The sequence below is a fragment of the Actinoplanes sp. TBRC 11911 genome, assembly GCF_012933445.1.
Taxonomy (GTDB): Bacteria; Actinomycetota; Actinomycetes; order Mycobacteriales; family Micromonosporaceae; genus Actinoplanes.
The window spans coordinates 1-24,491 of record NZ_JABBNC010000052.1; the positions used below are offsets into that span (position 1 = coordinate 1).

General features: G+C 69.6%; 23 protein-coding genes. 16 read left to right on the forward strand and 7 right to left on the reverse strand.

Annotation, left to right across the window (positions count from 1 at the left end):
• Window positions 1-259: 259 nt before the first annotated feature.
• The gene (locus HH310_RS40610; protein ID WP_169181100.1) at window positions 260-1,462 is read right to left on the reverse strand and encodes an LOG family protein; all 1,203 of its coding nucleotides are present in this window, start codon (window positions 1,460-1,462) and stop codon (window positions 260-262) included.
• A 71-nt stretch (window positions 1,463-1,533) separates the two neighbouring features.
• Between HH310_RS40610 and HH310_RS40615 the strand changes: the two genes are divergently transcribed.
• The gene (locus HH310_RS40615) at window positions 1,534-1,956 is read left to right on the forward strand and encodes a DUF3151 domain-containing protein (RefSeq protein WP_169181101.1); all 423 of its coding nucleotides are present in this window, start codon (window positions 1,534-1,536) and stop codon (window positions 1,954-1,956) included.
• A 53-nt stretch (window positions 1,957-2,009) separates the two neighbouring features.
• Here HH310_RS40615 and HH310_RS40620 read toward each other — a convergent pair whose 3' ends face one another.
• Window positions 2,010-2,975, reverse strand: a complete 966-nt coding sequence (locus tag HH310_RS40620) for a diacylglycerol kinase family protein (protein WP_169181102.1) — start codon at window positions 2,973-2,975, stop codon at window positions 2,010-2,012.
• A gap of 2 nt (window positions 2,976-2,977) precedes the next feature.
• On the reverse strand, window positions 2,978-4,270 hold the full coding sequence (locus tag HH310_RS40625; RefSeq protein WP_169181103.1) for an adenylosuccinate synthase: 1,293 nt from the start codon (window positions 4,268-4,270) through the stop codon (window positions 2,978-2,980).
• Window positions 4,271-4,388: 118 nt separating this feature from the next.
• Between HH310_RS40625 and purD the strand changes: the two genes are divergently transcribed.
• Window positions 4,389-5,630 carry a phosphoribosylamine--glycine ligase gene (purD, locus tag HH310_RS40630; RefSeq protein WP_169181104.1) on the forward strand — a complete coding sequence of 414 codons (1,242 nt, stop codon included), beginning with the start codon at window positions 4,389-4,391 and terminating at the stop codon, window positions 5,628-5,630.
• A 127-nt stretch (window positions 5,631-5,757) separates the two neighbouring features.
• Here purD and HH310_RS40635 read toward each other — a convergent pair whose 3' ends face one another.
• Window positions 5,758-6,210 carry an SCP2 sterol-binding domain-containing protein gene (locus HH310_RS40635; RefSeq protein WP_169181105.1) on the reverse strand — a complete coding sequence of 151 codons (453 nt, stop codon included), beginning with the start codon at window positions 6,208-6,210 and terminating at the stop codon, window positions 5,758-5,760.
• Window positions 6,211-6,307: 97 nt separating this feature from the next.
• Between HH310_RS40635 and HH310_RS40640 the strand changes: the two genes are divergently transcribed.
• The 5 genes from HH310_RS40640 to purL all read left to right on the forward strand — a co-directional run bounded on the left by HH310_RS40640 (window position 6,308) and on the right by purL (window position 12,900).
• A complete protein-coding gene (locus tag HH310_RS40640) occupies window positions 6,308-7,570 on the forward strand; it encodes an MFS transporter (RefSeq protein ID WP_169181106.1) in 1,263 nt (420 codons plus the stop codon).
• Window positions 7,567-8,988, forward strand: a complete 1,422-nt coding sequence (gene purB / locus HH310_RS40645; RefSeq protein ID WP_169181107.1) for an adenylosuccinate lyase — start codon at window positions 7,567-7,569, stop codon at window positions 8,986-8,988. The genes HH310_RS40640 and purB overlap by 4 nt, the downstream gene beginning before the upstream one ends.
• Before the next feature lie 335 nt (window positions 8,989-9,323).
• The gene (purS, locus tag HH310_RS40650; protein ID WP_169181108.1) at window positions 9,324-9,566 is read left to right on the forward strand and encodes a phosphoribosylformylglycinamidine synthase subunit PurS; all 243 of its coding nucleotides are present in this window, start codon (window positions 9,324-9,326) and stop codon (window positions 9,564-9,566) included.
• On the forward strand, window positions 9,563-10,273 hold the full coding sequence (gene purQ, locus HH310_RS40655) for a phosphoribosylformylglycinamidine synthase subunit PurQ (protein ID WP_169181152.1): 711 nt from the start codon (window positions 9,563-9,565) through the stop codon (window positions 10,271-10,273). Before purS ends, purQ begins: the two co-directional genes overlap by 4 nt.
• Window positions 10,270-12,900, forward strand: coding sequence for a phosphoribosylformylglycinamidine synthase subunit PurL (purL, locus tag HH310_RS40660; protein WP_169181109.1), 2,631 nt, complete (start codon window positions 10,270-10,272; stop codon window positions 12,898-12,900). Before purQ ends, purL begins: the two co-directional genes overlap by 4 nt.
• Window positions 12,901-13,019: 119 nt before the next feature.
• Here the strand turns inward: purL and HH310_RS40665 are convergent, their stop codons facing one another.
• On the reverse strand, window positions 13,020-14,966 hold the full coding sequence (locus HH310_RS40665) for a carboxypeptidase-like regulatory domain-containing protein (RefSeq protein WP_169181110.1): 1,947 nt from the start codon (window positions 14,964-14,966) through the stop codon (window positions 13,020-13,022).
• A 235-nt stretch (window positions 14,967-15,201) separates the two neighbouring features.
• On the opposite strand from HH310_RS40665, the gene HH310_RS40670 reads away from it, so the two are divergent.
• From HH310_RS40670 to amcA, 5 genes are all read left to right on the forward strand, one after another.
• Window positions 15,202-15,576: a sterol carrier family protein gene (locus tag HH310_RS40670; protein ID WP_312034650.1), complete on the forward strand. Its 375-nt coding sequence runs from the start codon at window positions 15,202-15,204 to the stop codon at window positions 15,574-15,576.
• Between the two features lie 87 nt (window positions 15,577-15,663).
• A complete protein-coding gene (gene purF, locus HH310_RS40675) occupies window positions 15,664-17,262 on the forward strand; it encodes an amidophosphoribosyltransferase (RefSeq protein WP_169181112.1) in 1,599 nt (532 codons plus the stop codon).
• Between the two features lie 32 nt (window positions 17,263-17,294).
• Entirely contained in the window at window positions 17,295-18,443 is a 1,149-nt protein-coding gene (gene purM, locus HH310_RS40680; protein ID WP_169181113.1) for a phosphoribosylformylglycinamidine cyclo-ligase, read from the forward strand.
• A 175-nt stretch (window positions 18,444-18,618) separates the two neighbouring features.
• Complete coding sequence (amcB, locus tag HH310_RS40685; protein WP_312034653.1) at window positions 18,619-19,722, forward strand: cyclophane-forming radical SAM peptide maturase AmcB; 1,104 nt, start codon at window positions 18,619-18,621, stop codon at window positions 19,720-19,722.
• Window positions 19,691-19,906, forward strand: a complete 216-nt coding sequence (amcA, locus tag HH310_RS40690; RefSeq protein WP_169181115.1) for a multiple cyclophane-containing RiPP AmcA — start codon at window positions 19,691-19,693, stop codon at window positions 19,904-19,906. The genes amcB and amcA overlap by 32 nt, the downstream gene beginning before the upstream one ends.
• A gap of 127 nt (window positions 19,907-20,033) precedes the next feature.
• Here the strand turns inward: amcA and HH310_RS40695 are convergent, their stop codons facing one another.
• Window positions 20,034-20,249 carry a DUF3073 domain-containing protein gene (locus HH310_RS40695; protein ID WP_169181116.1) on the reverse strand — a complete coding sequence of 72 codons (216 nt, stop codon included), beginning with the start codon at window positions 20,247-20,249 and terminating at the stop codon, window positions 20,034-20,036.
• 182 nt (window positions 20,250-20,431) lie between these two features.
• Window positions 20,432-21,508: a Glu/Leu/Phe/Val dehydrogenase gene (locus HH310_RS40700; RefSeq protein ID WP_169181117.1), complete on the reverse strand. Its 1,077-nt coding sequence runs from the start codon at window positions 21,506-21,508 to the stop codon at window positions 20,432-20,434.
• Between the two features lie 154 nt (window positions 21,509-21,662).
• Here HH310_RS40700 and HH310_RS40705 point away from each other — a divergent pair, with 154 nt between their 5' ends.
• From HH310_RS40705 to HH310_RS40720, 4 genes are all read left to right on the forward strand, one after another.
• Entirely contained in the window at window positions 21,663-22,502 is an 840-nt protein-coding gene (locus tag HH310_RS40705) for a hypothetical protein (RefSeq protein WP_169181118.1), read from the forward strand.
• 283 nt (window positions 22,503-22,785) lie between these two features.
• Complete coding sequence (locus HH310_RS40710) at window positions 22,786-22,995, forward strand: BldC family transcriptional regulator (protein ID WP_014687221.1); 210 nt, start codon at window positions 22,786-22,788, stop codon at window positions 22,993-22,995.
• Window positions 22,996-23,110: 115 nt separating this feature from the next.
• On the forward strand, window positions 23,111-23,887 hold the full coding sequence (locus tag HH310_RS40715) for a bifunctional 2-polyprenyl-6-hydroxyphenol methylase/3-demethylubiquinol 3-O-methyltransferase UbiG (RefSeq protein WP_169181119.1): 777 nt from the start codon (window positions 23,111-23,113) through the stop codon (window positions 23,885-23,887).
• Complete coding sequence (locus HH310_RS40720) at window positions 23,884-24,450, forward strand: RNA 2'-phosphotransferase (protein ID WP_169181120.1); 567 nt, start codon at window positions 23,884-23,886, stop codon at window positions 24,448-24,450. Before HH310_RS40715 ends, HH310_RS40720 begins: the two co-directional genes overlap by 4 nt.
• Window positions 24,451-24,491 lie beyond the last annotated feature (41 nt).

The window sequence follows — 24,491 nt, forward strand, 5'->3', positions numbered from 1 at the left end:
ATACGAGCCATAACTCTCCAAGGTTCACATCCGGCGGGTAAAGCCCACGGACCAAAAGCCGTATTACTTGACAAAAGGTCCCTCCACAATGGACGAGACTCCCACATCGCGGACGCCGGGTCCAGAACGTGGTCGCCGATCCCAGTGGGCGGCCGCCGATCCCACATGATGGAAGTGCCGCGCGCCACTGACCGGGCGCCGTCCCAATCCGAGTCGGCGCTCCGATCGGCGGGAACGAGCCCTTGCGAGTGGCGGACGTCTAGGACATCGACAACGCGGCCATCGCCACGTCCAGCGAGTCGGTCACCACGACCAGATGTGACTGATCACCGTGCGGCGACTTGGCCAGCAGGGGCCGTAACAGCGCCTCGACCGGCAGCGCACGCCAATGCTCGACGCCCAGGAACACGAACGCCCCGGACGGCCCGTCGGTCTGATAGAACGTCTTCGTCGCCGCCTGGAAGATCTCCTGAACCGTGCCCGCCCACCCCGGCGCGAACACGATGCCACCGCGGGAAAGACGCAAAATCGAGTCTTCCCGTACGGCGTTGGAGAAGTATTTTCCGATTTGACCCGCGAACAGGTTGGCCGGCTCGTGTCCGTAGAGCCACGTGGGCAGGGCGAGTCCGCCGTGCCGCAGCTTGCCGAGCACATCGGTGACCGCGGCCGGCGGGGCCGGATACCTTTTGCGCACCGCGATCGCCGCCGCGGTGTACGGGTCGTGGTCCGGAAAGTGCGGTGCCGCCGCGAGCATGTCGATCGCCACCTGCAACTGAGGCGCAGGCCGCGCCGCGAAGTACGCGCCGAGGTTGGCCGCCTCCATCACGCCCGGCCCGCCGCCGGTGACCACGAGCCGTCCGATCGACGCGAGCCGCCAGGCCAGGGTCGCCGCCATCCGGTACGCCTCGGAACCGCGCGCCGCCGCGTGCCCGCCCATGATCCCGACCGCGTGCGCGGCGTTGTGCGACCCCACCCAGGTGGCCAGCGCCTTACCGAGCGCGTTGTCGATTCCCGCGTCGTGCAGTCGCTGGGCGAGCGCCTCCCGAATGTCCGGCGCGGCCCCACCGTGGTCGACGAAGTGCTGGTAGACCACTGTGTCGTACATGCCGGCGAAGCCACCCTCGGCGAACCCGAACGACAGGTCCTCCGGGGTATAGAGCGTGGCCGGGTGCGTCGGGTAGGGCCGGGCCTCGAACGGCGGCACCAGGTGCGCGCCCCGGCGGATCAGGTCGATCTCGACCTCCGGACCGGCCAGCCGACACCCCACGAACAGCGTGTCCGCGACGTCGACCCCGGCGAAGTCGGGCGGGTCCAGGTCGAGCCGCAGCCCCAGAATCACCAGCCCGGCCAGCGACCGCCGGACGAAGTGGACGTCGAACTCGGCCCGCGACTCAACCTCGAAGGCGGTGCTGTCGAACGGAACATCCCCGCCGAGAACGGGCTGAAGTGGATCGCCAGGCATGACCCGTAGGGTAGCGACCGGCTGCGCAGGCTGGCCGCCGGCTGGGATGCGCCGCAGGGTTGAATAGAGCCATGCAGAACCTCCTTCCCGAGCCGCCGGCCACCCTGCTGCCGGCCGATGACGAGGCTGAGAAGGCCCTCGCCGGGGCACAAGAGACCGGAACCACCGCCGCCTACAAAGCCGTAGCGGCTGCCCACCCCGCGTTCAGTGGCGGCTGGGCCGCGCTGGCCGCCGACGCGCTGGCCGCCGACGAACCGGTGACCGCGTACGCCTACGCCCGCACCGGGTACCACCGTGGCCTCGACGCGCTGCGCCGCAACGGCTGGAAGGGGAATGGGCCGATTCCCTGGTCGCACGTGCCCAACCAGGGCTTCCTCCGCTGCCTGCACACGCTGTCGCAGGCCGCCGCCGAGATCGGGGAGGCCGACGAGGCAGCCCGCTGCGCTCAATTCCTGCGCGACAGCGACCCGGCCGCCGCGGACGCCCTGTCCTGACCGTGCACGACATCATCGCCGGGCGGTGAAGGACCGCCGCCCGGCGCCGGCCGTCAGCTCGCGTACACCGCCCAGGCCCCGGCCTCGGTCCACCAGGAACGCTTGCGGTTCATCGATCCCGCGACCCCGTCGTCCAGGAAGTGCACCTCGCCGTCGCGCGGCAGCACCGAAACGGCCCGGCCCCGCGCCCGGCGGACCTCGAGGCGTACGCGGGTGCCCCGGAACCGCTGCTTGACGACCTGCGGGACGGCGACCGCCACCTCGACCCACCCGTCCGTGGGGTCGCCCTCGGCGAGCAGTCGCATGCCGTCGACCTCCGCGTACGCGCCGGCGTTGCCGACCACGGCGGCCAGGATCGGTTCCTCGCCGTCGGAGAGGACCGCGTCGTCCACCTCGACCCGGCCGCGCCACGGCACCGCGCGGCCGTCGTCGTCGGATCCGCCGACCAGTGCGCCGTCCACGGTGACCGAACCGCCGTCGTTACGCAGCAGGTCAAGCCGACGGACCGGGCCGTTCAGCACCGCCTCGGCCACCCCCTTCGGGGTGCGCGGCAGCTCGAGCTGCGCGGCCAGGTCGGTCGCGTTGGTGACGTCGAGCGGCAGGATCGCGATCGGCGGAAGGTCCGGGACGGTCCGGTCGCCGGCGAGCTCGGCCGGACGCTTGCTCGGCGGCGGAGCGTACCGCCGGACGAGCCGGCGCACGACGGCGCGCAACTGACCGTCGGTGGAGGCGGCGACGACGAGCCGGGTCTTGCTGTCCGTGTCCGGCCAGTCCAGCCCGTCCGCGCGCGGTGGCCCGTCGAGGCGCGCGATGACCTCGTCGATCTCCTTGTCCGAGCCCGCGGTGATCATCTCGACCCGGGCGCCGGCCGCGGTGAGCGCGTCGGCGCACTCCAGGACCGGCACGCGCGGGGTGGCGCAGGACGTCTTTTCCAAGATGGAGCATGCGCCGCCGCACGCGCCGCCGCAGGAGTCCGCGGCGCCGCCCTCGGCGAGGCTGAGCAACACGACGTCGTACATGATCAGACTCCGCTCAGCACCGAATGCCGCTCGATGACCGCTTCCCGGCCCGGCCCGACGCCGACGATCGAGATCCGGGCCCGGACGCGCTGCTCGACGAACTCGACGAAATTCTGCGCTTCCTTCGGCAGGTCCTCGAAGGTGCGGCAGCCGGAGATGTCCTGTTTCCAGCCCGGCATCGTCTCGTAGATCGGCTCGGCGTGGTGGAAGTCGGTCTGGTTGATCGGCATCTCCTCGTGCCGAACCCCATTGACCTCGTACGCCACGCAGATCGGAATTTCGTCCAGTCCGTCGTAATTGTCCAGTTTGGTCAGGGCGAAGTCGGTGACCCCGTTGATGCGCTGCGCGTACCGGCCGATGACCAGGTCGAGCCAGCCGATCCGGCGCGGACGGCCGGTGGTGGTGCCGTACTCCTGGCCGACCTCGCGCAGGTAGTCGCCGAACTTGTCGTGCAGCTCGGTCGGGAACGGGCCCTCGCCGACCCGGGACGTGAAGGCCTTGAGCACCGCGACCACGCGATCGATCCGGGTCGGCGGGATGCCGGAGCCGGTGCAGGCGCCGCCCGCTGTCGCGTTCGAGCTGGTCACGAACGGATAGGTGCCGTGGTCGACGTCGAGCAGGGTGGCCTGACCCGCCTCGCAGAGCACGACCTTGCCGTCGTCGAGCGCCTCGGACAACTCGAGCGCGGTGTCCGCCACGTACGGTCGCAGGCGCTCGGCGTACGCGATCAGCTCCTTGACCACGTCGTCGGGCTTGACCGCCTGGCGGTTGTAGATCTTCGAGAGCACCTGGTTCTTGAAACCGAGCGCCGCCTCGACCTTCTGCCGCAGGATCGACTCGTCGAAGAGGTCCTGGATGCGCACGCCGGCGCGGTTCATCTTGTCGGCGTAGGTCGGGCCGATGCCACGGCCGGTCGTGCCGATCCGGCGGGCGCCCAGGTAACGCTCGCTGACCTTGTCGAGCGATCGGTTGTACGACGGGATGACGTGCGCGTTGGCGCTGATCCGCAGGCGCGACGTGTCGATGCCGCGCGCCTCCAGCCCGTCGATCTCCTCGAAGAGCACGCCGAGATCCACCACGACGCCGTTGCCGATCACCGGGACCACGCCGGGCGTCAGGATGCCGCTGGGCAGCAGATGCAACGCGTATTTCTCACCGTTGATGACCACGGTGTGACCCGCGTTGTTGCCGCCGTTGAACTTGACCACGTAGTCAAGCCGGTCGCCCAGCAGGTCAGTGGCTTTGCCCTTGCCCTCGTCGCCCCATTGGGCGCCGACCAACACGATCACCGGCACGTCCGTGACGCCTTCCGTCGAACAGGTCGTACTCGGGAGTGCCCGGGTACTGCCGAAGTTTACGCGACGTCCCAGCTGTGCGACGTGCGGAAGGAGCTCGCCGGTAGGATCGGCGGCCGTGCGCGTACTTCTGATCGGATCCGGTGGCCGCGAGCACGCTCTGGCCATCGGTCTCGCCGCCGACCCGTCCGTCGACTTCCTGGCCGCGGCCCCGGGTAACCCCGGCATCGCTCAGGTCGCCCAGCTGCGTCAGGTCACCGCCACCGACCCGGCAGCGGTCGCCGCGCTCGCCGTCGAGCTGGCCGCCGACCTCGTGGTGATCGGACCGGAGGCGCCGCTGGTGGCCGGGGTCGCCGATGCCGTACGCGCCAAGGGAATCGCCTGCTTCGGACCGACCGCCGCGGCCGCCCGGCTGGAGGGGTCGAAGGCGTTCGCGAAGGAGGTCATGGCCGCGGCGGGCGTGCCCACCGCGCGCTCCTACTCCTGCGACGACTCGGCCGCCGTGGACCGGGCACTAGCCGATCTCGGTGCGCCGTACGTGGTGAAGGACGACGGCCTGGCCGCGGGCAAGGGCGTGGTGGTCACCGACTCGCTCGAGGACGCCCGGCGGCATGCCGCCGACTGCGGAAAAGTCGTGATCGAAGAGTATTTGTCCGGCCCGGAGGTCTCCCTCTTCGTGGTCACCGACGGCACCGCGGCGGTGCCGCTGATGCCGGCCCAGGATTTCAAGCGCCTGGCCGACGGCGATGCCGGGCCGAACACCGGCGGCATGGGCGCGTACGCCCCGCTGAGCTGGGCGCCGGACGACCTGGTGCCCCGGGTGATGCGCGAGACGGTGGAGCCGACGCTGGCCGAGATGCGGCGCCGCGGCACCCCGTTCGCCGGGCTGCTCTACGTCGGCCTCGCGCTGACGCCGGACGGCCCGAAGGTGATCGAGTTCAACGCCCGCTTCGGCGACCCGGAGACCCAGGTGGTGCTCGCCATGCTGGAGACGCCGCTCGGTGGCCTGCTGCAGGCGGCGGCGACCGGCACGCTGGCCGCGCACCCGCCGTTGCGCTGGCGGGAGGGCGCGGCGGTCACGGTCGTGGTGGCGAGCGCCGACTACCCCGGTACGCCGCGGACCGGTGACGTGATCACCGGCGCCGACGTCCCCGGGGTGATCCACGCCGGCACCGCCCGTCGCGACGACGGCGCCCTGGTCTCGGCCGGCGGGCGCGTGCTCAGCGTGACCGCCACCGGCCCGGACCTGGCCGCCGCCCGCGACTCCGCGTACGCGCTGGTGGACGGCGTGCGCTTGGACGGCGCCCAGTTCCGCACGGACATCGCGTTGGGCGCGGTCGAGGGCCGCATCCAGGCATAATTCGCAGACGTACGCCGTCGCCGGAACGGTCCCGGCGGCCGCGCCCCGCTGAGTGCAACAACAGCTCCTCACGCCCGACCGGGCTGTCCCGGCCAGCAAAAGCGGGCCGGGCCAGGTCAGAAGTTGGTCACGCGCGCGGGATGTCGAAGAGCTTGGCCACGTTGGCGGCGAGGCCCAGGTCGCCCTTGGCCTTGATCTTGCCGGTCATGAACATCATCATCGGGTTCCCGTCGCCCGAGACGACCTTGAGGAACGTGACCGGGTCCATGGTCATGGACAGCTTGGGGTCGCGGACCGGCTCCTTGGTGACCGTGCAGGCGCCGTTCTCGATCACCGTCTCGTAGGTGTCGGTCGCGCCGCCGGTCCCGCCCGAGATGTTCCAGTGGATGACGGCCTGGGTGCTGCCCGCCTTCTCCGCGCGGAACAGCGTCGGCATGCGGTCGAACACCTCGTCGAGGATCTTGGTGCGTGCGTCGCCGCCCATCACGTCGGCGATCTGGGAGTCCGGCGTCTTCTTGACGAGCTGCGCGAACTCCTTGGGGCCGATCGTGCTGAGCGACTCCGGGTTGAAATCAGTCATCATCAACCTTTCGGAACGGGACCAGAACCTACCCGCCAGTAACAGTAACGATAAGTTGCTTCGCCGTGCAGTGTGCCACCTGCCGATGGGAGACCGAATGAATGCGCTGGCGCCACTGCGGTACATCCCCTTCCGGTGTCTGATCGCCGGCCGCACCGTCAACGCCCTGGGTAACGCCTTCGCCCCGATCGCCCTTGCCTTCGCGGTGCTCGATCTGACCGGCTCGGCCACCGACCTCGGTCTCGTGGTCGGCACCCGCATGCTGGTCAACGTTCTGTTCCTGCTCTTCGGCGGGGTGCTCGCCGACCGTCTGCCCAAGCACCTGCTGATGGTCGGATCGAGCCTCGCCGCGGCGGCCACTCAGGGCGTGGTGGCCACCCTGGTGCTCACCCATACCGCGACGATCCCGCTGCTCATCGGCCTTGCCGCGCTGAACGGGATGGTCGGTGCGCTGGCCATGCCGGCGAGCGCGGCGATCCTGCCGCAGACCGTTCCGGCCGACGTGCGGCAGCAGGCCAACGCTCTGAACCGGCTGTCGCTGAACGGCGCGGCGCTGCTCGGCGCGCCGCTGGCCGGCGTCGTGGTGGCGGCGGCCGGCCCGGGCGTCGGCATTGCGGTCGACGGGGTGGCGTTCGCGATCAGCGCGCTCTGTTTCGCCCCGCTGCGCGCCGTCGCCTTGCCCGCGGCGGAGGCGACGTCGCGATCGAACGTGCTGTTGGATCTGCGGACCGGGTGGTCGGAATTCCGTTCTCGCACCTGGCTCTGGGTCGTGGTGGCCGGGTTCTGCGTGCTGAACGCGGCCTGGACCGGGGCCATGGTGGTCCTCGGTCCGCTCGTCGCGGATGCCACGATCGGGCGCCGGGGCTGGGGATTCGTGCTGGCTGCGGAGACCGCCGGCATGATCGTCGGGGCGTTGATCGCGCTACGGCTCCGGATCCGCCGGCTGCTCTTCTTCGGGGTCTGCTGTTGTGTCCCCTTCGGACTGCCGGTCCTGTTCCTCGGGATATATCCGCACTTGTGGGTGCTGGTTCTGGCGGCTCTGGTGGCCGGGCTGACGATCGAACAGTTCGGCGTCGCGTGGGAGACGACGATGCAGGAACACGTGCCGGCCGACAAGCTCGCCCGGGTCTACTCCTACGACATGGTCGGCTCGTTCATCGCGATCCCGGTGGGCGAGATGCTGGTGGGACCGATCTCGGGTGCCGCCGGGGTCGAGACCACCCTGATCGGCGCGTTCCTGCTGACCACGCTGGCCTCGCTGGCGATGCTGAGCAGCCGGGCGGTGCGCACGCTGCGTCACGAGCTGCCCGAACCAGGCCCGCAGCTTGTCGCGAAGCCCGTGGGAGAATCGACGGCGTGACCATCCCGAACGTCCTCGCCGCTCGCTACGCCTCCGCCGATCTCGTGACCCTCTGGTCGCCGGAGGAGAAGATCCGGATGGAACGGCGGCTCTGGCTGGCCGTTCTGCGTGCGCAACGAGACCTGGGCGTGTCCGTGCCGGCCGGCGCCGTCGAGGCGTACGAGAAAGTCTTGGATCGGGTTGACCTCGAGTCCATCGCCGCACGTGAGCGCGTCACCCGGCACGATGTGAAGGCGCGGATCGAGGAGTTCAGCGCGCTCGCCGGCTTCGAGCAGATCCACAAAGGCATGACGTCGCGCGACCTCACCGAGAACGTGGAGCAGCTGCAGATCCGCGGCTCGATGCTGCTGATCCGGGACCGCGTCGTCGCGACGCTGGCCCGGCTCGCCACCCTCGCGGTCGAGCATTCCGATCTGGTGATGACCGGGCGGTCGCACAACGTGGCGGCACAAGCGACCACGCTCGGTAAGCGGTTCGCTTCGGCGGCTCAGGAGCTCCTGGTGGCGTACGAGCGGCTCGATGATCTGATCGGGCGCTATCCGTTGCGCGGCATCAAGGGCCCGGTCGGCACCGCGGCGGACCAGCTCGACCTGCTGGACGGCGACTACGAGGCGCTGGCCGTGCTCGAGCAGCGGGTGGCCTCGCATCTCGGGTTCAACCGGGTGCTGACCAGCGTCGGGCAGGTCTATCCGCGGTCGCTGGACTTCGACGTGGTCTCGGCGCTGGCGCAGGTCGTGGCCGCGCCGTCGTCGCTGGCCACCACGATCCGGCTGATGGTCGGCCAGGAGCTGGTGACCGAGGGCTTCAAGCCGGGCCAGGTCGGCTCGTCGGCGATGCCGCACAAGATGAACACGCGCTCGTCCGAGCGGGTCAACGGGCTCGCCGTCATCGTCCGCGGCTATCTGTCCATGATCGGCGAACTGGCCGGCGACCAGTGGAACGAGGGCGACGTCTCGTGCTCGGTCGTGCGCCGGGTCGCGCTGCCGGACGCGTTCTTCGCCACCGACGGGCTGTTCCAGACGTTCCTCACGGTGCTCGACGAGTTCGGCGCCTACCCCGCGGTGATCGCTCGTGAGCTCGACCGCTTCCTGCCGTTCCTGTCCTCCACCAAGATCTTGGTGGCGGCGGTGCGCAAGGGCGTCGGCCGCGAGGTGGCACATGAGGTGATCAAGGAGCACTCGGTCGCGGTGGCGCTCGCCATGCGCGAGAAGGGCGTGCTGGTGAACGACCTGTTCGACCGGCTCGCCGCGGACGAGCGACTGCACCTGAGCCGGGCCGAGATCGACACGCTGGTGGCGGACCGGGCCGCCTTCGTCGGTGCGGCGCCGTCGCAGGTCAGCGAGGTGGCCGACCGGGTGGCGACGATCGTCGCGGCGCACCCGCAGGCAGCGGGTTACGCGCCCGCACCCATTCTCTGAGCCGGATTGGCGCCGCCGAGGTGCGGCGGAGCTCGACCCTCGCACCGCACCCCGGCGGAATTCAAGGTGCCGGGCGGCGGTGGGGGCGACCGCCGCCGGCTCATCGGAGATCGATGTCCTGACGGTACGAGGTGGTAGCAACACGGCCAACCCTCCAGTTGCCACATATCACCGTGTGATGGATGAGCTGCCGCGCTCGATCATTGATCTGTGATCACTGTCGAGACTGCCTGCTCAGAGGGTGTGGTGTTGCCCTGGCGACACCGGGCGATGGGCTCTTGGCGAGGGTCACAAGGTAGGCTCGCGATGCTTACACCTATCAGTCAGGAGTGCCCGTGGCTCGCGTCGTGGTCGACGTCATGCTCAAGCCGGAGATCCTCGATCCGCAGGGCCAGGCGGTCGCAAACGCGCTGCCCAGGCTCGGCGTCACCGATGTCTCCTCGGTCCGGATCGGCCGGCGGATCGAGATCGAGTTCGAAGGCGAACCCGATCTGGACCGTGCGCGCGAGATCGCCGACAAACTGCTCGCCAATCCGGTGATCGAGGACTTCGACATCCACGTGGTAGAGGTCGCCTGATCATGCGGATCGGTGTGGTCACCTTCCCGGGCTCGCTGGACGACGGGGACGCGGCTCGTGCCGTGCGCATCGCCGGCGCGGACGCGGTTCGTCTCTGGCACGGCGACTCTGACCTGCAGGGCGTCGACGCGGTGGTGCTTCCGGGCGGCTTCTCGTACGGGGATTATCTGCGCACAGGCGCGATCGCCCGCTTCGCGCCCGCGATGGAGTCGATCGCCGACGCCGCCCGCGGCGGCATGCCGGTGCTCGGCATCTGCAACGGCTTCCAGATTCTCTGCGAGGCCCACCTGCTGCCCGGCGCCCTGACCCGCAACCAGCACCTGCATTTCCGTAACCGCGATCAGTACCTGCGCGTCGAGACCGCGAACACCTCCTGGACCAGCCGATTCCTGGTCGGCCAGGAGGTTTTGATCCCGGTCAAGAACGGCGAGGGCTGCTTCGTCGCGGACCAGCGGACGCTGGACGAGCTCGAGGCCGAGGGACGGGTCGTCGCCCGGTACATCCGGGGCAACCCGAACGGCTCGCAGCGCGACATCGCGGCGATCACCAATGAGGCCGGCAACGTCGTCGGCATCATGCCGCACCCGGAACACGCGGTGGAGGCGCTGACCGGTCCGTCGCTCGACGGCCTCGGCTTCTTCACCTCAGTCCTGCGGGCCCTGGCCGGGGCGTCCGCGGGCGGCCAGCAAGCAGGGGGACAGTCATGACCACGCAGCCGGACACGGCGACCAGCGGCGCGGAGGCGCCCGAGGGCAAGCCGTCGGGCTTTGCTGCCACGGACGTGCTGGTCAACGAGTACGACGGCGGACCCGACACGGTCGAGCGGGCGGAACACACGTCGGACGAGCTCCAGCCGCACACCGAGCTCGGGCTAAAGGACGACGAGTACGACCGGATCCGGCAGATCCTCGGCCGCCGTCCGACCGCGTCCGAGCTCGCGATGTATTCGATCATGTGGAGCGAGCACTGCTCGTACAAGTCGAGCAAGGTGCACCTGCGTCAGTTCGGTGAGAAGACGCCGCAGAACACCCGGATGCTGGCGGGCATCGGGGAGAACGCGGGCGTCGTGCAGATCTCCGACGACCTGGCGGTCACCTTCAAGGTCGAGTCGCACAACCACCCGAGCTTCGTCGAGCCGTACCAGGGCGCGGCGACCGGCGTCGGCGGCATCGTCCGCGACATTCTCGCCATGGGCGCCCGCCCGATCGCGGTGATGGATCCGCTGCGCTTCGGTGCGGCCGATCACCCGGACACGGCGCGGGTGCTGCCCGGCGTGGTGGCCGGGGTCGGCGGCTACGGCAACTGCCTGGGCCTGCCGAACATCGGCGGTGAGGTCGTCTTCGACCCGACGTACCAGGGAAACCCGCTGGTCAACGCACTGAGCATCGGTGTGCTGCCGGTCGAGCGGCTGCAGCACAAGGAAGCGGCCGGCGTCGGCAACGTCGTCGTGCTGCTCGGCGCGCGGACCGGCCGGGACGGCATCGGCGGGGTCTCCGTGCTGGCGTCCGCCACCTTCGACGAGGAGGCCGAGCAGCGCCGCCCGTCGGTGCAGGTCGGCGACCCGTTCATGGAGAAGCTGCTCATCGAGAGCTGTCTCGAGCTGTACGACGCCGGCCTCGTCGCCGGTATTCAGGACCTCGGCGGCGCGGGTCTGACCTGCGCGTTGTCCGAGACCGCGGCGGCGGCCGGCACCGGCATGCGGGTCTGGCTCGAGCGGGTGCCGCTGCGCGAGGCCTCGATGTCGCCCACCGAGATCCTGGCCAGCGAGTCGCAGGAGCGGATGCTTCTGATCGTCACCCCGGAAAACCTGGACCGCGTGCTCGAGGTCGCCAAGAAGTGGGGCGTCTGGGCCACCGCGATCGGCGAGGTGACCGGGCCGGCGCAGGGCGGCGCACCGGGCCGGCTGGTGATCAGCTGGAACGACCACGTGGTGGTGGACGTGCCGCCCGGATCACTCGCCGACGACGGGCCGGTCTACGCCCGCCCGATCCGCGAGCCCGCCGACCTGATCCTGCTGCAGGCGGACAAGGCGGAGACGCTGCCCCGCCCGAGCACCGGCGACGAGCTGCGCGAGACGGTGCTGCGGATGGCGGCTTCGCCGAACCTGGCCGACAAGACGTGGGTCACCGAGCAGTACGACCGGTACGTGCTCGGCAACACGATCCTGGCCCAGCCGGAAGACTCCGGCGTGCTGCGGATCGACGAGGAGACCGGCCTGGGCGTGGCGCTCGCGGTGGACGGCAACGGGCGCTTCGCGCGTCTCGACCCGTACGAGGGTGCGCGTCTCGCACTCGCCGAGGCGTACCGGAACGTGGCCGTCACCGGCGCCGAGCCGGTCGCGGTGACCGACTGCCTGAACTTCGGCTCGCCGGAGGACCCGGCCGTGATGTGGCAGTTCGCCGAGGCCGTACGCGGTCTGGCGGACGGTTGCCAGCAGCTCGGCACCCCGGTGACCGGCGGCAACGTCAGCTTCTACAACCAGACCGGGGCCGCGGCGATCCACCCGACCCCGGTGGTCGGCGTGCTCGGCGTCTTCGACGACGTGGCCCGCCGCGTCCCGATGGGCTTCACCGCGCCGACCGGCGACGGTGACCTGCTCTACCTGCTCGGCGACACCGACGTCGAGCTGTCCGGCTCCGAGTGGGCCTGGGTAACGCACGGCCACCTCGGCGGTCGTCCGCCCAAGGTGGACCTGGCGAAGGAGCAGCGGCTGGGCGCGCTGATGGCCCGGGCGTCGCAGTCCGGCCTGGTCAGCGCCGCGCACGACCTCTCCGACGGCGGCCTCTCGCAGGCGCTGGTGGAGAGCGCGCTGCGACGCAACGTGGGCGCGCGCGTGTCGCTGCCGCAGGACGGCACCTCCGCGTTCGTCTACCTGTTCAGCGAGTCGGCCGGCCGGGCGCTGGTCGCGGTGCCGCGCGGGCACGACAAGGCGTTCGTCGCGCTGGCCGCGGAGTTCGGCGTGACCTGCAACCCGATCGGCGTGACGCAGCACGAGCCGGTCCTCGAGGTGCGCGACGAGTTCAGCATCCCGCTGGACGAGGTGCGCGAGGCGTGGTCGGCAACGCTGCCGAAGCTGTTCGGTGGGGCGGCCGAACTAGCCAACCGGCAGGGCGACCCGGAGCACGCCGCCGACCCGACCGCACCGGCGGGGCAGGACCGCGGCGACGAGGTGCTGGAGGCGGCGGCTGCCGGTCCGGCCATGGAGACGGCGGCGCCGATCGAGGCGGACGGCATCCCGGCGGCGTCGGTCGCCGAGGTGAAGGACCCGGTGCCCGCCGACGAGGGCCGGTCCGTCACGTTGGAGCTGACCGAGCACCACGACGACCAGGACTGATCTCCCCGGCCGGCGTTCCCCTCGCGGGACGTCGGCCGGGTTTTTTGTGCGTTATGTGCAAAAAGTGATCGGCCCCGCGCCCGTTTCCGGGGCGGGGCCGATCTCGGCTTGCTCTTAGGTCAGTTGTCCCACTCGGAGGAGCGGCGCTGGCCCGGCCGGGACGACTGTCCACGGTAGCCACCGCGCTGGTCGTAACCGGTCTGCTCGTCGTACTGGTCGTCGCGGCCACCGTACTGGCCTTGGGCTTGGCCCTGACCGCCGCCGTACTGGCCGCCGCGCTGGTCGTAGCCGCCCTGGTCGCCGCCGTACTGCTGCTGCTCGCTGCCGTACTGGCCGCCGCCGTACTGACCACCGGCCGCGCCGCCGCCGTACTGGCCGCCGTCGCCGCCGTATTGGTTGTCTCCGCCGCCATACTGGCCGCCGCCGTATTGGCCGCCCGCAGGTGCCGCGCCGCCGTACGTGCCGGTGGGCTGGCCACCGCCGTACGCCGTCGTCTGGTCGTAGCCACCCTGGTCGCCGTAGCCGCCTGCGGCACCGCCGCCGTATTGGCCACCGCCGACGCCCGCCGCGCCGCCGCCGTACTGACCGCCGCCACCGGCCGCGCCGCCGCCGTATTGGCCGCCGCTCGCGGGTGCCGCGCCGCCGTAGGTGCCGCCGCCACCGTTGGCGGCGTTTCCGTAGCCGCCGCGGTCGTAGTCGCCGTAACCTTCGTCGGCCGGCCGGTACATACCGGTGGGCTCGTTGTACATCTGCGGCGGCTGCTGCTGGCCGCCGCCGTACTGCCCGGTGGCACCGGCGGCGTACTGCCCGCCGTCGTCGGCGCCGTACTGGCCGTACCCGTTGTCCGGGGCCCCGCCGTACTGCGTCGCCTGGTCGTAGCCGCCGCCCTGGTCGTCCCACCCGGCCGACGAGGCACCGAGGTAGCCGCCCTGCGGCGGGGTCGGAGCGCCGTACGGATCGGGGAACTCGTCCTCCGGCGGAACCGGCCGGTGCATCATGGTCGGGGCGTCCGCCATCGGCGCACCCGCGCGCGGCGCCACCATGGTCTGCGCGGCCGCACCGGCACCGACCGGCGCACCCACCCGGGTCGCGTCGTTGAACCGGCCCTGGCTCGGCGGCACCGCGCCGCCGCCCGGGCTCATGTTGGTCGGGTCGTCATCGTCGCCGCCGCCGTTGTTTCCGCTGTTCTTGCGGCGCAGGAAGACCAGCACCATCGCGCCGACACCGGCACCCACCAGCAGAACGCCGATGATGATGTAGAGCCACGACGCGCCGCCACCGCTGTCGTCGGACGCCGAGGTGTTCTCCGCGTCGACCTGGGCCGGCGTGGTCGCGTCATCGGTCGGCGCGTCCGCGGTCGCGTCCTCGGTCGGGTCGGTGGTGGCCGAGGCGGACACCGACGGGGTCGCCGACGACGGCGTGGCCGCCACCAGCTTCTTCAACGTCAGCGAGACGTTCAGCGTGCTGCCGGCCTGGCCGGTGCGCTGCACGGTCGCGACGTTGAAGCCGTCCTTGCTCGCGCCCACCGAGATGTTTCCCGGCGCGATCGGCCGGGAGTCGGTGCTGCGGAAGGCGAACCGGCCCGAGTTGTTGGTCTTGGTGCTCTGCTGGCCGCCGTTGCTGTCCTGGATACCGACGTCGGCGTTGGGGATCGGGTTGCCGTTCTGATCCGACACCGTGCCGGTGACACCCGCCACAGTCTGCGGCTTGTCCGCGCCCTTGACCGTGAGCGTCGCGCTTTGCCGCTGGCTGCCCTGGCCCTGGATATTGACGTTGACCGAGACCGTGAACGATCGGGTCTGGCCGTCGCCCACGTTCGGCGCCTTCAACTGCGCCGAGAACGACTGACCGTCCGGGCCGAGCTGGAGAGAGCCGGGGCTGCAGCCGTTGCCGTTGCAGCCCAGGCCGCCGGTGTCGACCTGGATCTGAGCCTGGAACGGACCCTCGCCGTTGCCCTGCCCGTTGCCCTGCTGATCCGGCTTCACCGTGTAGGACAGGGTCACGGTGCCGCCGGAGACGACTTGACCTGGAAGGTTGATCCCCACGGTAGGGTCTGCGAGCGCCATGGCTGGCGCGACGGCAACGCCGCCGACGACCATCGCCAGTAGCACACCGGCCTGGGTTGCCCGGGCTCGAAGGTGCGCTTTCACATCCACCGCCTTCCGGTCGTCCGGACTCCGTTGAGGAGTCCGATTACGTCCCGCGACTAAAACACCGTCGGCCACTATGCCTTGTCTCGCGTTCATCGCGCGACCCAGGGCCGCATACCAATCTCGGCGGACCGGGCCGTATCGTCCCGACGTGTCCCCTGCGCACAATAAATCCGCGGCCGTTGCCCGAGCGCTGGACGCGCTGGATCAAGGCGCGGAACCCGAGCGTGCGGCGTTGCGTGACGCCACCCGCGAACTCCTGGGCGAGTTGTCCCGAAGAGCGCCTGGCCGTTCGGTCGAGGTCAGAATTCCGCCTTTCGGTGCGATTCAGTGTGTCGCAGGTCCCAGGCATACTCGCGGCACACCGCCCAATGTGGTCGAGACGGATCCGGTCACGTGGTTGCTCGTCGCTACGGATCGTGTGCACTGGGTGGATGCGGTCGGTGATGGTCGGATTCGTGCCAGTGGGATCCGCACTGATCTTTCCGAATACCTCCCGCTGTATCCGTTCCCGGGCGCTGAGTGACGCCCAGCCGTCGCCCGCGCGCTCGCGTACACTGGTCCGTCGGAGCAGGCCAGCAAGTTTGAGCAGACAGCATGAGGGAGCAAGCAGGTGCCCCGAGGCGACGGCCGACTGACCGACGATCTCGACCCACAGGAGCGTGGCCCCCAGGATGCCTGCGGCGTCTTTGGTGTCTGGGCTCCCGAGGAAGAGGTCGCGAAACTTACGTATTTCGGGCTGTTCGCCCTTCAGCATCGCGGCCAGGAAGCTGCCGGGATCGCTGTGAGTGACGGCTCCGGGGTCGTGGTCTACAAAGATCTTGGCCTGGTGTCCCAGGTCTTCGACGAGCCGACCCTGGCGAGCCTGCGCGGCCACCTGGCGATCGGTCACACCCGTTATTCGACGACCGGCGGTCCCGGCTGGGAAAACGCGCAGCCGACGATCCGCGCCACCACGGCCGGTACGACGATCGCGCTGGGCCACAACGGCAACCTGGTGAACACGGCCGAGCTGGCCAAGGAGGTCGCGGACCGCGGTCTCGAGGTGGACGGCGCCACGACCGACACCGCGCTCATGACGACGCTGCTGGCCAGCCGCCCCGATCTGTCGGTCGAGGCCGCGGCGCTCGAGGTCCTGCCGACCCTGCGGGGCGCCTTCAGCCTGGTGTTCATGGACGAGAATACGCTGTACGCGGCGCGCGACGCCCAAGGCGTACGCCCGTTGGTGCTCGGCCGCATGGAGCGTGGCTGGGTGGTCGCGAGCGAGACCGCCGCCCTCGACATCGTCGGTGCCAGTTTCGTCCGTGAGGTCGAGCCGGGCGAGATGCTCGCCGTCGACGAGCACGGCCTGCGGTCCAGCCGGTTCGCCGCGCCCGAGCCGAAGGGCTGCCTTTTCGAGTACGTCTACCTGGCTCGCCCGGACACCACGATCGCCGGCCGGAACATGTATTCGGCCCGCGTCGAGATCGGCCGCCGCCTGGCCAAGGAGCACCCGGTCGAGGCCGACCTGGTGATCCCGGTGCCGGAGTCGGGCACCCCGGCCGCGATCGGGTACGCGGAGGCCTCCGGGATCCCGTACAGCGCCGGCCTGACCAAGAACGCGTACGTGGGCCGCACCTTCATCCAGCCCTCGCAGACGATTCGCCAGCTCGGCATCCGGCTCAAGCTGAACCCGCTGCGCGAGGTGGTCCGCGGCAAGCGTCTGGTGGTCGTCGACGACTCGATCGTCCGCGGCAACACCCAGCGGGCCCTGGTGCGCATGCTGCGTGAGGCCGGCGCCCTCGAGGTGCACGTGCGGATCTCGTCGCCGCCGGTCAAGTGGCCCTGCTTCTACGGCATCGATTTCGCGACCCGTGCCGAATTGGTCGCGAACGGCTTGGAAATCGACGGCATCCGCCGCTCGATCGGGGCGGACTCCCTGGGCTATGTTTCCCTGGACGGTCTCGTGCAGGCGACCGAGCAGCCCAAGTCACGGCTGTGCATGGCGTGCTTCACCGGGGAGTACCCGATCGAGCTCCCGGCCGGAAACCTGATTGGAAAGCACCTGCTGGAGGGTGTCGGCAAGCGGGCGGCAATGCCCGAGCCGACGTCCGACGTGGCCGTCTCCGAGCTGGAGAGCGAGTACGACGCGCGCGAGTACGGCGACGGTAACCAGGGCGCCGGACCGCTGGTCGCGAGTCCGGGCGGGGCGAACGCCCTGCACCACCCGTGACTGAAGACAAAAGCACCGCTAAAGGGGAGAACGTGACGCACGTGTCCGAGCGCAACGCCGGTTCGAACGGGGCCGGCGACGCCGACCGCCAGCCGTGGACGGCGGGCGCGGGCCGCGGCGCCCGCAAGCGCGCGGTGACGTACGCGGAGGCGGGGGTCTCGATCGAGGCCGGCGACCGGGCGGTCGAGCTGCTCCGGTCGAAGGTGAAGAAGACGACCCGGCCCGAGGTGCTCGGCGACCTGGGCGGCTTCTCCGGCCTCTTCCGGCTGAACACGCAGAAGTACAAGAGCCCGATCCTGGCCTCGTCGACCGACGGTGTCGGCACTAAGCTGGTGATCGCGCAGCAGCTCGACATCCACGACACGATCGGCATCGACCTGGTCGCGATGGTTGTCGACGACCTGGTGGCCTGCGGCGCGGAGCCGTTGTTCCTGCTCGACTACATCGCCTGCGGTGAGGTCGTGCCGGACAAGGTGGCCGAGATCGGCGCGGGCATCGCGGACGGCTGCCGGTACGCGGGTTGCGCGCTGCTCGGCGGCGAGACCGCGGAGCACCCCGGCGTGCTGCGCCCCGACGAGTACGACGTGTCCGCCACCGGCGTCGGCGTGGTGGAGGAGAGCGAGATCCTCGGCCGGGAGCGGGTCGAGGTGGGCGACGCGGTGATCGCGATGCGGTCGTCCGGCTTGCACTCGAACGGGTATTCACTGGTCCGCCACGTGCTGCTCGGCGCCGGCCGGATGCGGCTCGAGTCGGTGGTCGACGACTTCGGCTCGCAGCGCACCCTCGGCGAGGAGCTGCTCACTCCGACCAAGATCTACGCGAAGGACTGCCTCGGCCTGATCGAGGAGGCCGACGTGCGCGCCTTCTCGCACATCACCGGCGGTGGCATCCCGGGCAACCTGGTCCGCGTCCTGCCGGAGAACGCCGACGCGGTGGTCGACCGTTCGACGTGGCGTCCGCAGCCCATCTTCGACCTCATCCAGGCCAAGGGCCGGATCGAGGACCACGAGATGGAGGCGACATTCAACATGGGCGTCGGCATGTTCGCGATCGTCTCCTCGGACGACGCCGACCGCGCGATGGCGTACCTGACCGGCCGCGGCGTCGAGGCGTGGCAGGTCGGCGAGGTCATCGAGGGCACCGGCGAGGTGCAGATGATGGGTCAGTACACCCGGGGCTGATCACCGAGGATCACCCGAAGGTGAAAAAACGCCGACTCTGGCTCGCAATAGGGCAAACGTGAAATGATCCGCGTGTGTCGATGTCCGACACATGCGGATCATTCGTGCGGTTGGACCGGCGGGCCTAGCCTGAGCGCACGGACGGGGGTGCGACATGGCTGATCGATGGAACGGGATGCGTGGCATCTCGGCCGTTCCCACCTACGTGGTCATGCAACCCACCACCCTCTGCAACCTCGATTGTTCCTACTGCTATCTGCCGTTTCGCCGGGACGATCACCGGATGCCGGTCGAGGTGGCCGGCGCGGTCGCCGAGGCGGTCGAGCCCTGGTCGCGCGACGGCCGGTTCTCGGTCGTCTGGCACGGTGGCGAGCCGCTGGCCGCCGGCCGCGACGGACTGGGTGCGCTGATCGCGCCGTTCGGTCCGGGCGTGGAACACCACGTGCAGACGAACGCGACCCTGATCGACGACGCGTGGTGCGAGTTCTTCACCGAGCACGCGATCCGGGTCAGCGTCAGCGTCGACGGCCCCGAGGCGCGCAACGGTGAACGGATCACCCGCGGGGGCAAACCGGCATACGACCGGATCATGCGGGGCGTCGAAGCGCTCCACCGGCACGACATACCGTTCTCCGCGCTCTGCGTCGTCGGCGACCCGCGACCGGGTCTCGCCGCCGAGCTCTACGACTATTTCCTCGGCCTCGGCTGCGAGGTGCTGGGGATCAACGTCGAGGAGCTCGAGGGCGTCAACACCCGGGCGAACGCTCATGCGGCGGCCGACGTGACCGCCTTCTGGGCCGAGCTGGTCGCGGCCTGGCGCCGCGACCCCCGCATTCATCTGCGTGAGATCGAGTGGTCCTTGCGGTACGCCTCGGCGGTGCTCGACGGCACCGCCGATGATCTGTTGCCGCGCCGTCTCGACCCGATCCCCACGATCGCGTATGACGGCTCGGTCGTGCTGCTCTCGCCCGAGCTCGCGGGTTTCCACGACCCCCGGTACGGCGACTTCACCAGCGGTAACGTGCTGACGACCGGGTTGGCCGACATCCTGGCCGGGGCCGCGTCGACGCCGTGGATCGCCGAGTTTGTCAGCGGTGTTGAGGCATGCCGCGCGACTTGTCCATATTTCGGCTTTTGCGGCGGTGCCCACGCGGCCAACCGCTTCTTCGAGCAGGGCCGGTTCGACATCACCGAGACCGACCACTGCCGGAACAGCAAGATTCGCCTACTGGAGGGAGTGCTGGACCATGCCCGAGATCACGAGCCCACGGCCGTCTGACGACGATCCGGTGACGGCGCGGGTGCACGACACCCGGGCCGGGCTGTCCGCGCTCATCGCCGAGGCGGAGTCGGCGCGGCGGGACCGTGCCGAGGGCACGCCGGAAGACGGCTCGGCGGTCTGCGCCTGGAACCATTTCGAGAACATCCCGACGTTCTACAACTGGAACAACCGCCCCCGCTGAGGGGGAGAGCCGGTCCGAAGCCCACGCGAGCTAGGCGCCCGCGTGGGCTTTCGTGTTGGAACCGTCGGAATATGACCGCGACACACACGGGAGCACGCGGTATGCCGCGTGCTCTGTGCAATACGGGTCAGCGCCGCCTTGTCGGCGACCAGGAGTCCTGGTCGTCCTCAGCGTCGTCCTCGTCGTCATCGACGAACTCGTCGTTGTCGTCGTCGAAGTGACGGTCGGACTTACCGGCACCCGCCAGTTCGCGCTGCAAGGCGGTGAGGTCGGTGTTCGGGGAGTGATACTTCAGCTCCCGGGCCACCTTCGTCTGCTTGGCCTTAGCACGGCCGCGCCCCATGGCTCGACCCCCTCGCACAGAATTCGGGGCAGCCCAAAGGCGGGCCCCGATGACGTCAGGCATCTCTCGTGGGTCTTACGGTACATGGACGATGCCGCCTTCGGCACCTCGGGTTGCGTGTGACACTGCCGCGCGTCGCGGAATTTGGCTCCGAGACGCGCGGCGGTGCCGAAAACGCGACTTCAGAGGTGGATCGACCGTAACCGACCGATCTCTGACATCCGCTGCTCGGCCAGCCGGTCGGCGGCGACGGCGGGGGACACGCCCTCGTCGTCGGCGAGCCGCAGGATCCGCTTGGTGGTCTCGAAGATCCCGGTGGCCCGCAGCTTGGCCCGCTCGAAGTTGAAGCCGCCGATCTCGTCGGCCACCTGGATCACCCCGCCGGCGTTGACCACGTAGTCGGGCGCATACAGGATGCCGAGGTCGGTCAGGGCCTTCTCGACGCCGGGGTGGGCGAGCTGATTGTTCGCACCTCCCGCAACTACCTTCGCGCGTAAAACGGGCACCGTGTCGTCGTCCAGGGCGCCGCCGAGCGCGCAGGGGGCGTACACGTCGATGTCCGAGGTGATCAGCGCGTGGGTGTCGGCGACCAGCTCGATCTGCGGGTACGTCTCGCGCGCCCAGGCCAGCGCGACCTCGTTCGGGTCGGTGGCGACCACCGAGGCGCCGTCCTCGATCAGGTGACCGGCGAGATATTTGCCGACCTTGCCCAGCCCCGCGATGCCGACCGTGCGACCGGCGAGCGTGGGACGCCCCCAGGCGTGCTCGGCCGCGGCGCGCATGCCCTGGAACACGCCCCAGGCCGTCAAGATCGAGGAGTCGCCGGCGCCGCCGTGCTCCGGGCTGCGACCGGTCACGTACTTGGTCTCGCGCGCAATGACATCCATGTCCGGGACGTAGGTGCCGACGTCGCACGCCGTGTAGTAGCGGCCGTTCAACGACTCGACGAACCGCCCGTACGCCCGCAGCAGACCCTCGGATTTGACCCGTTGTGGATCGCCCCAGATGACTGCCTTGCCGCCACCGAGATCGAGGCCGGCCACCGCGTTCTTGTACGCCATGCCGCGCGAGAGTTTCAGCACATCGGCAAGAGCGTTCTCTTCGCTCTCATAGGGGTAAAAACGGGTGCCGCCGAGCGCCGGCCCGAGAGCCGTGGAGTAGATGCCGATGATGGCCTTCAATCCCGTCTGCCGATCCTGGCAGAAGACCACCTGCTCGTGCCCGCTGGCGTCGGTGCCGTCGGAGTCGAACACACCCATTGCCGTTCTCCTGATCTCACGGGGGGCCGGCCTTCGTGGGGCCGTCGGTCCGGCGGGGTCTGCCGGACATGAGCGAAGCGTAGTCGGATGTGACCGTCGTGATTACGACTGCGTGGGAAGTTCCAACGCGGCGAATTCGTGAAAGGATCGCGCCGTGCCGTCACTGTTCGCGTCGTACCTACGGGTTTACGAGCCGCTGACCGCCTTCGATCGTGAGCGGCAGGTTTTCTGGCGGCGCTACGCCCGTGAGGGGCGTGCATTGGGCCTGGTCGACGGGCCGGTGAAGCAGCGTACGGCGGTGCTCGAGGCACTCGGCGCCGGGTGGACGCGACTGCCCGATCTGCCCGACGAGGCGTACGTGATGGAGTGGGGCGACACCCTGCTGGTCTGCCCCTGGAACTTGCGGTTGCGGGTGGCCGAGGCCGCGCTGAACGCACGCGACGGCGTACCGAGCGTGCTGGCCGACGCCTTCGTGCCGCCGATCCTGGCCGGCCAGGCGAAGGCCGTCGTGGAGGACTGGCGCAGCGGCGCCAAGGTGCTCGAGCAGGGCGTGCCGCGGGTGCACGAGCAGATCGCGACGTGGGGTGTGCCGTTGCGGTGGTTCGTCTTCGTCGATCTCGAGGAGCGCGAGATCGTGCTCTCCGGCGGGCAGCGGACCCTGCGGTATCGCACCGAGATCTCCAAGGCCCGCCGGCGCGCGCATCGAGGCGTGTCGGTGCTGCGCAAGGCGCTGGGCGACGCCCCGATCACCGACGCGGTCGAGGAGGGCACCCGCTGGCTGGAGGAGTTCCATCCGCGGTCGATCGTCGAGCTTGACTACGGCGGCCTGGTCAACCTTCTCCCGGATGACGACCTCGCGTCGGATGATTCACCCGGACTGGTGGCGGCCGGGCTGTCCGCACTGTCCCGCGGTGACGCCGACAGCGCCTCCGGGGCCTACGAGAAGCTCGTGGAACGGTGGCGATCCGTCCAGCTTCTCGAGCGGTGTAACTGAGCAGGGAAAATAGGGACAGACGGGCAGGATTCCCGGCCCGTGGAAGCGCTCCCGAAGTGAGTACGCTTCGTGATGGGCGCTAGGCGAAGCGTGATAATCGGTCTAAACGCGACACTATCTGGCGTAGAAAACACGCAAAAATCGGGCATGCTTCATCCGTCTATCTGGGGACGTTCGTCCGTTCGGCCCATGTCGGACATCGGGGACTAGCCGGACCATGAGAGACGCACCGGCCGGCGGGACCCCGGCCGATGTTTTTTAGGTACCTGTGGAGGAGTGACCGATGGCATCGCGTACGCACGATCCTGAGCCGCTACTAACACCGGCCGAGGTGGCGTCGATGTTCCGTGTCGACCCGAAGACTGTCACCCGGTGGGCGAAGGCCGGCAAACTCAGCGCAATCAGGACGCTGGGCGGCCACCGTCGTTACCGGGAGTCGGAGGTTCGCGCCCTGCTGCAGGGGCAGATTCCCACGCAGCGCCAGGGCGACTGACGTACCTCAGTCGAGGCGAAAAATCGTTGCAAGGGGCGAACGCTGGGGAAGGCGATCGCCCCTTCTTCGTTCTTCCGCCTGACGCCCGCTGGGTACTTCGTCGAAGCTGAGGAGCATGGACGAGCCTCCGATCGGCGACGTGTTCGGCGAGATGATCCGCGACGCGTTCGCGGTGCGCACCGGTGTCGGCCCGCGACCGCTGGCCGGCGGCCGGGTGCCGCGACCTGTGATCGAGGTTATCGAGCGGGACGACGGTTTGATCAACGGCGCGCCGGTGGATCACTATTTGGATGAACCTTCGGAGTGGCAGCCGCACGACCATCGGGCGTTGCGCCTGATCCGCGGGCACGTCCTGGACATCGGTGTCGGTGCCGGGCGGACCGCGATCGAGATCCAGCGGCGTGGCATGCCGGTGACCGGGCTGGACACCTCCCGCGGCGCGATCGAGATCGCCCGTCGGCGCGGCCTTCGCGACACCGTTCTCAACACCATTGACGCGTACGCCTCGGCCCCCGCCCGCTACGACACATTCCTGCTGCTCGGCAACAATCTCGGGCTGATCGAGAGCCGGGAACGCGCGCCGATCTTCCTGGACGCGCTGGCTAGGCTGGCCAACCCGGGCGCCCGGATCATCGCGCAGGGCACCGACCCGTACGGCACCACCGACCCGGTGCACGTCTCGTATCAACGGCGCAACCAGGACCGGGGGCGGCTCGGCGGCCAGCTGCGGCTGCGGCTGCGCTACCGCCTGCTCGCGACCGAGTGGTTCGACTATCTCAATTGCTCGGTCGCCGAACTGGCCGAGCTGCTGGACGGCACCCGGTGGCGCCTGAAATCCGTCGACGAGCAGGATCGTCCGTATTACGTTGCGGTCATGGAGTTGATTGCATGACCGTACTCACCCGCGAACAAGTGCGGGTCAGCCGCCGGATCTCGATGGTTCTGCGGCATCGGCCGGAGACCGCCGGCCTCACGCTCGACGCGAACGGCTGGGTGCCGGTCGCCGACCTGCTCGCCGCGTTGCGCCTGAGCCGCGCCGAGCTCGACGTGATCGTCGAGGGCAACGACAAATCCCGGTTCGCCGTGGCCCGCCGCGACGACGGCGCCGAGTGGATCCGGGCCAGCCAGGGGCACTCGCGCCGGGTGGCCGTTGATCTCGATCTGCCGCCCGTCCGGCCGCCAGCCGTGCTTTTTCACGGCACACCGGAGGAGAACGTGTCGTCGATTCGGCGGGACGGCCTGCGTCCGCGTAGCCGGCATCATGTGCACCTTTCGACCGATGTGCCGACCGCCCTGGTGGTCGGTCGTCGCCGATCGGCCGCGGTCGCCATCTTCGAGGTGGATTCCGGCGCGATGAACGACGACGGGCACGAGTTCTATCGCAGCGAGAACGGCGTTTGGTTGGCCGTCACCGTTCCGCCTCAGTATTTATCGCTAAAACGGACAAATCCGTAATATATAGTCTTGTCTTCTCTCCACAGTGGTGGATGGCAGCG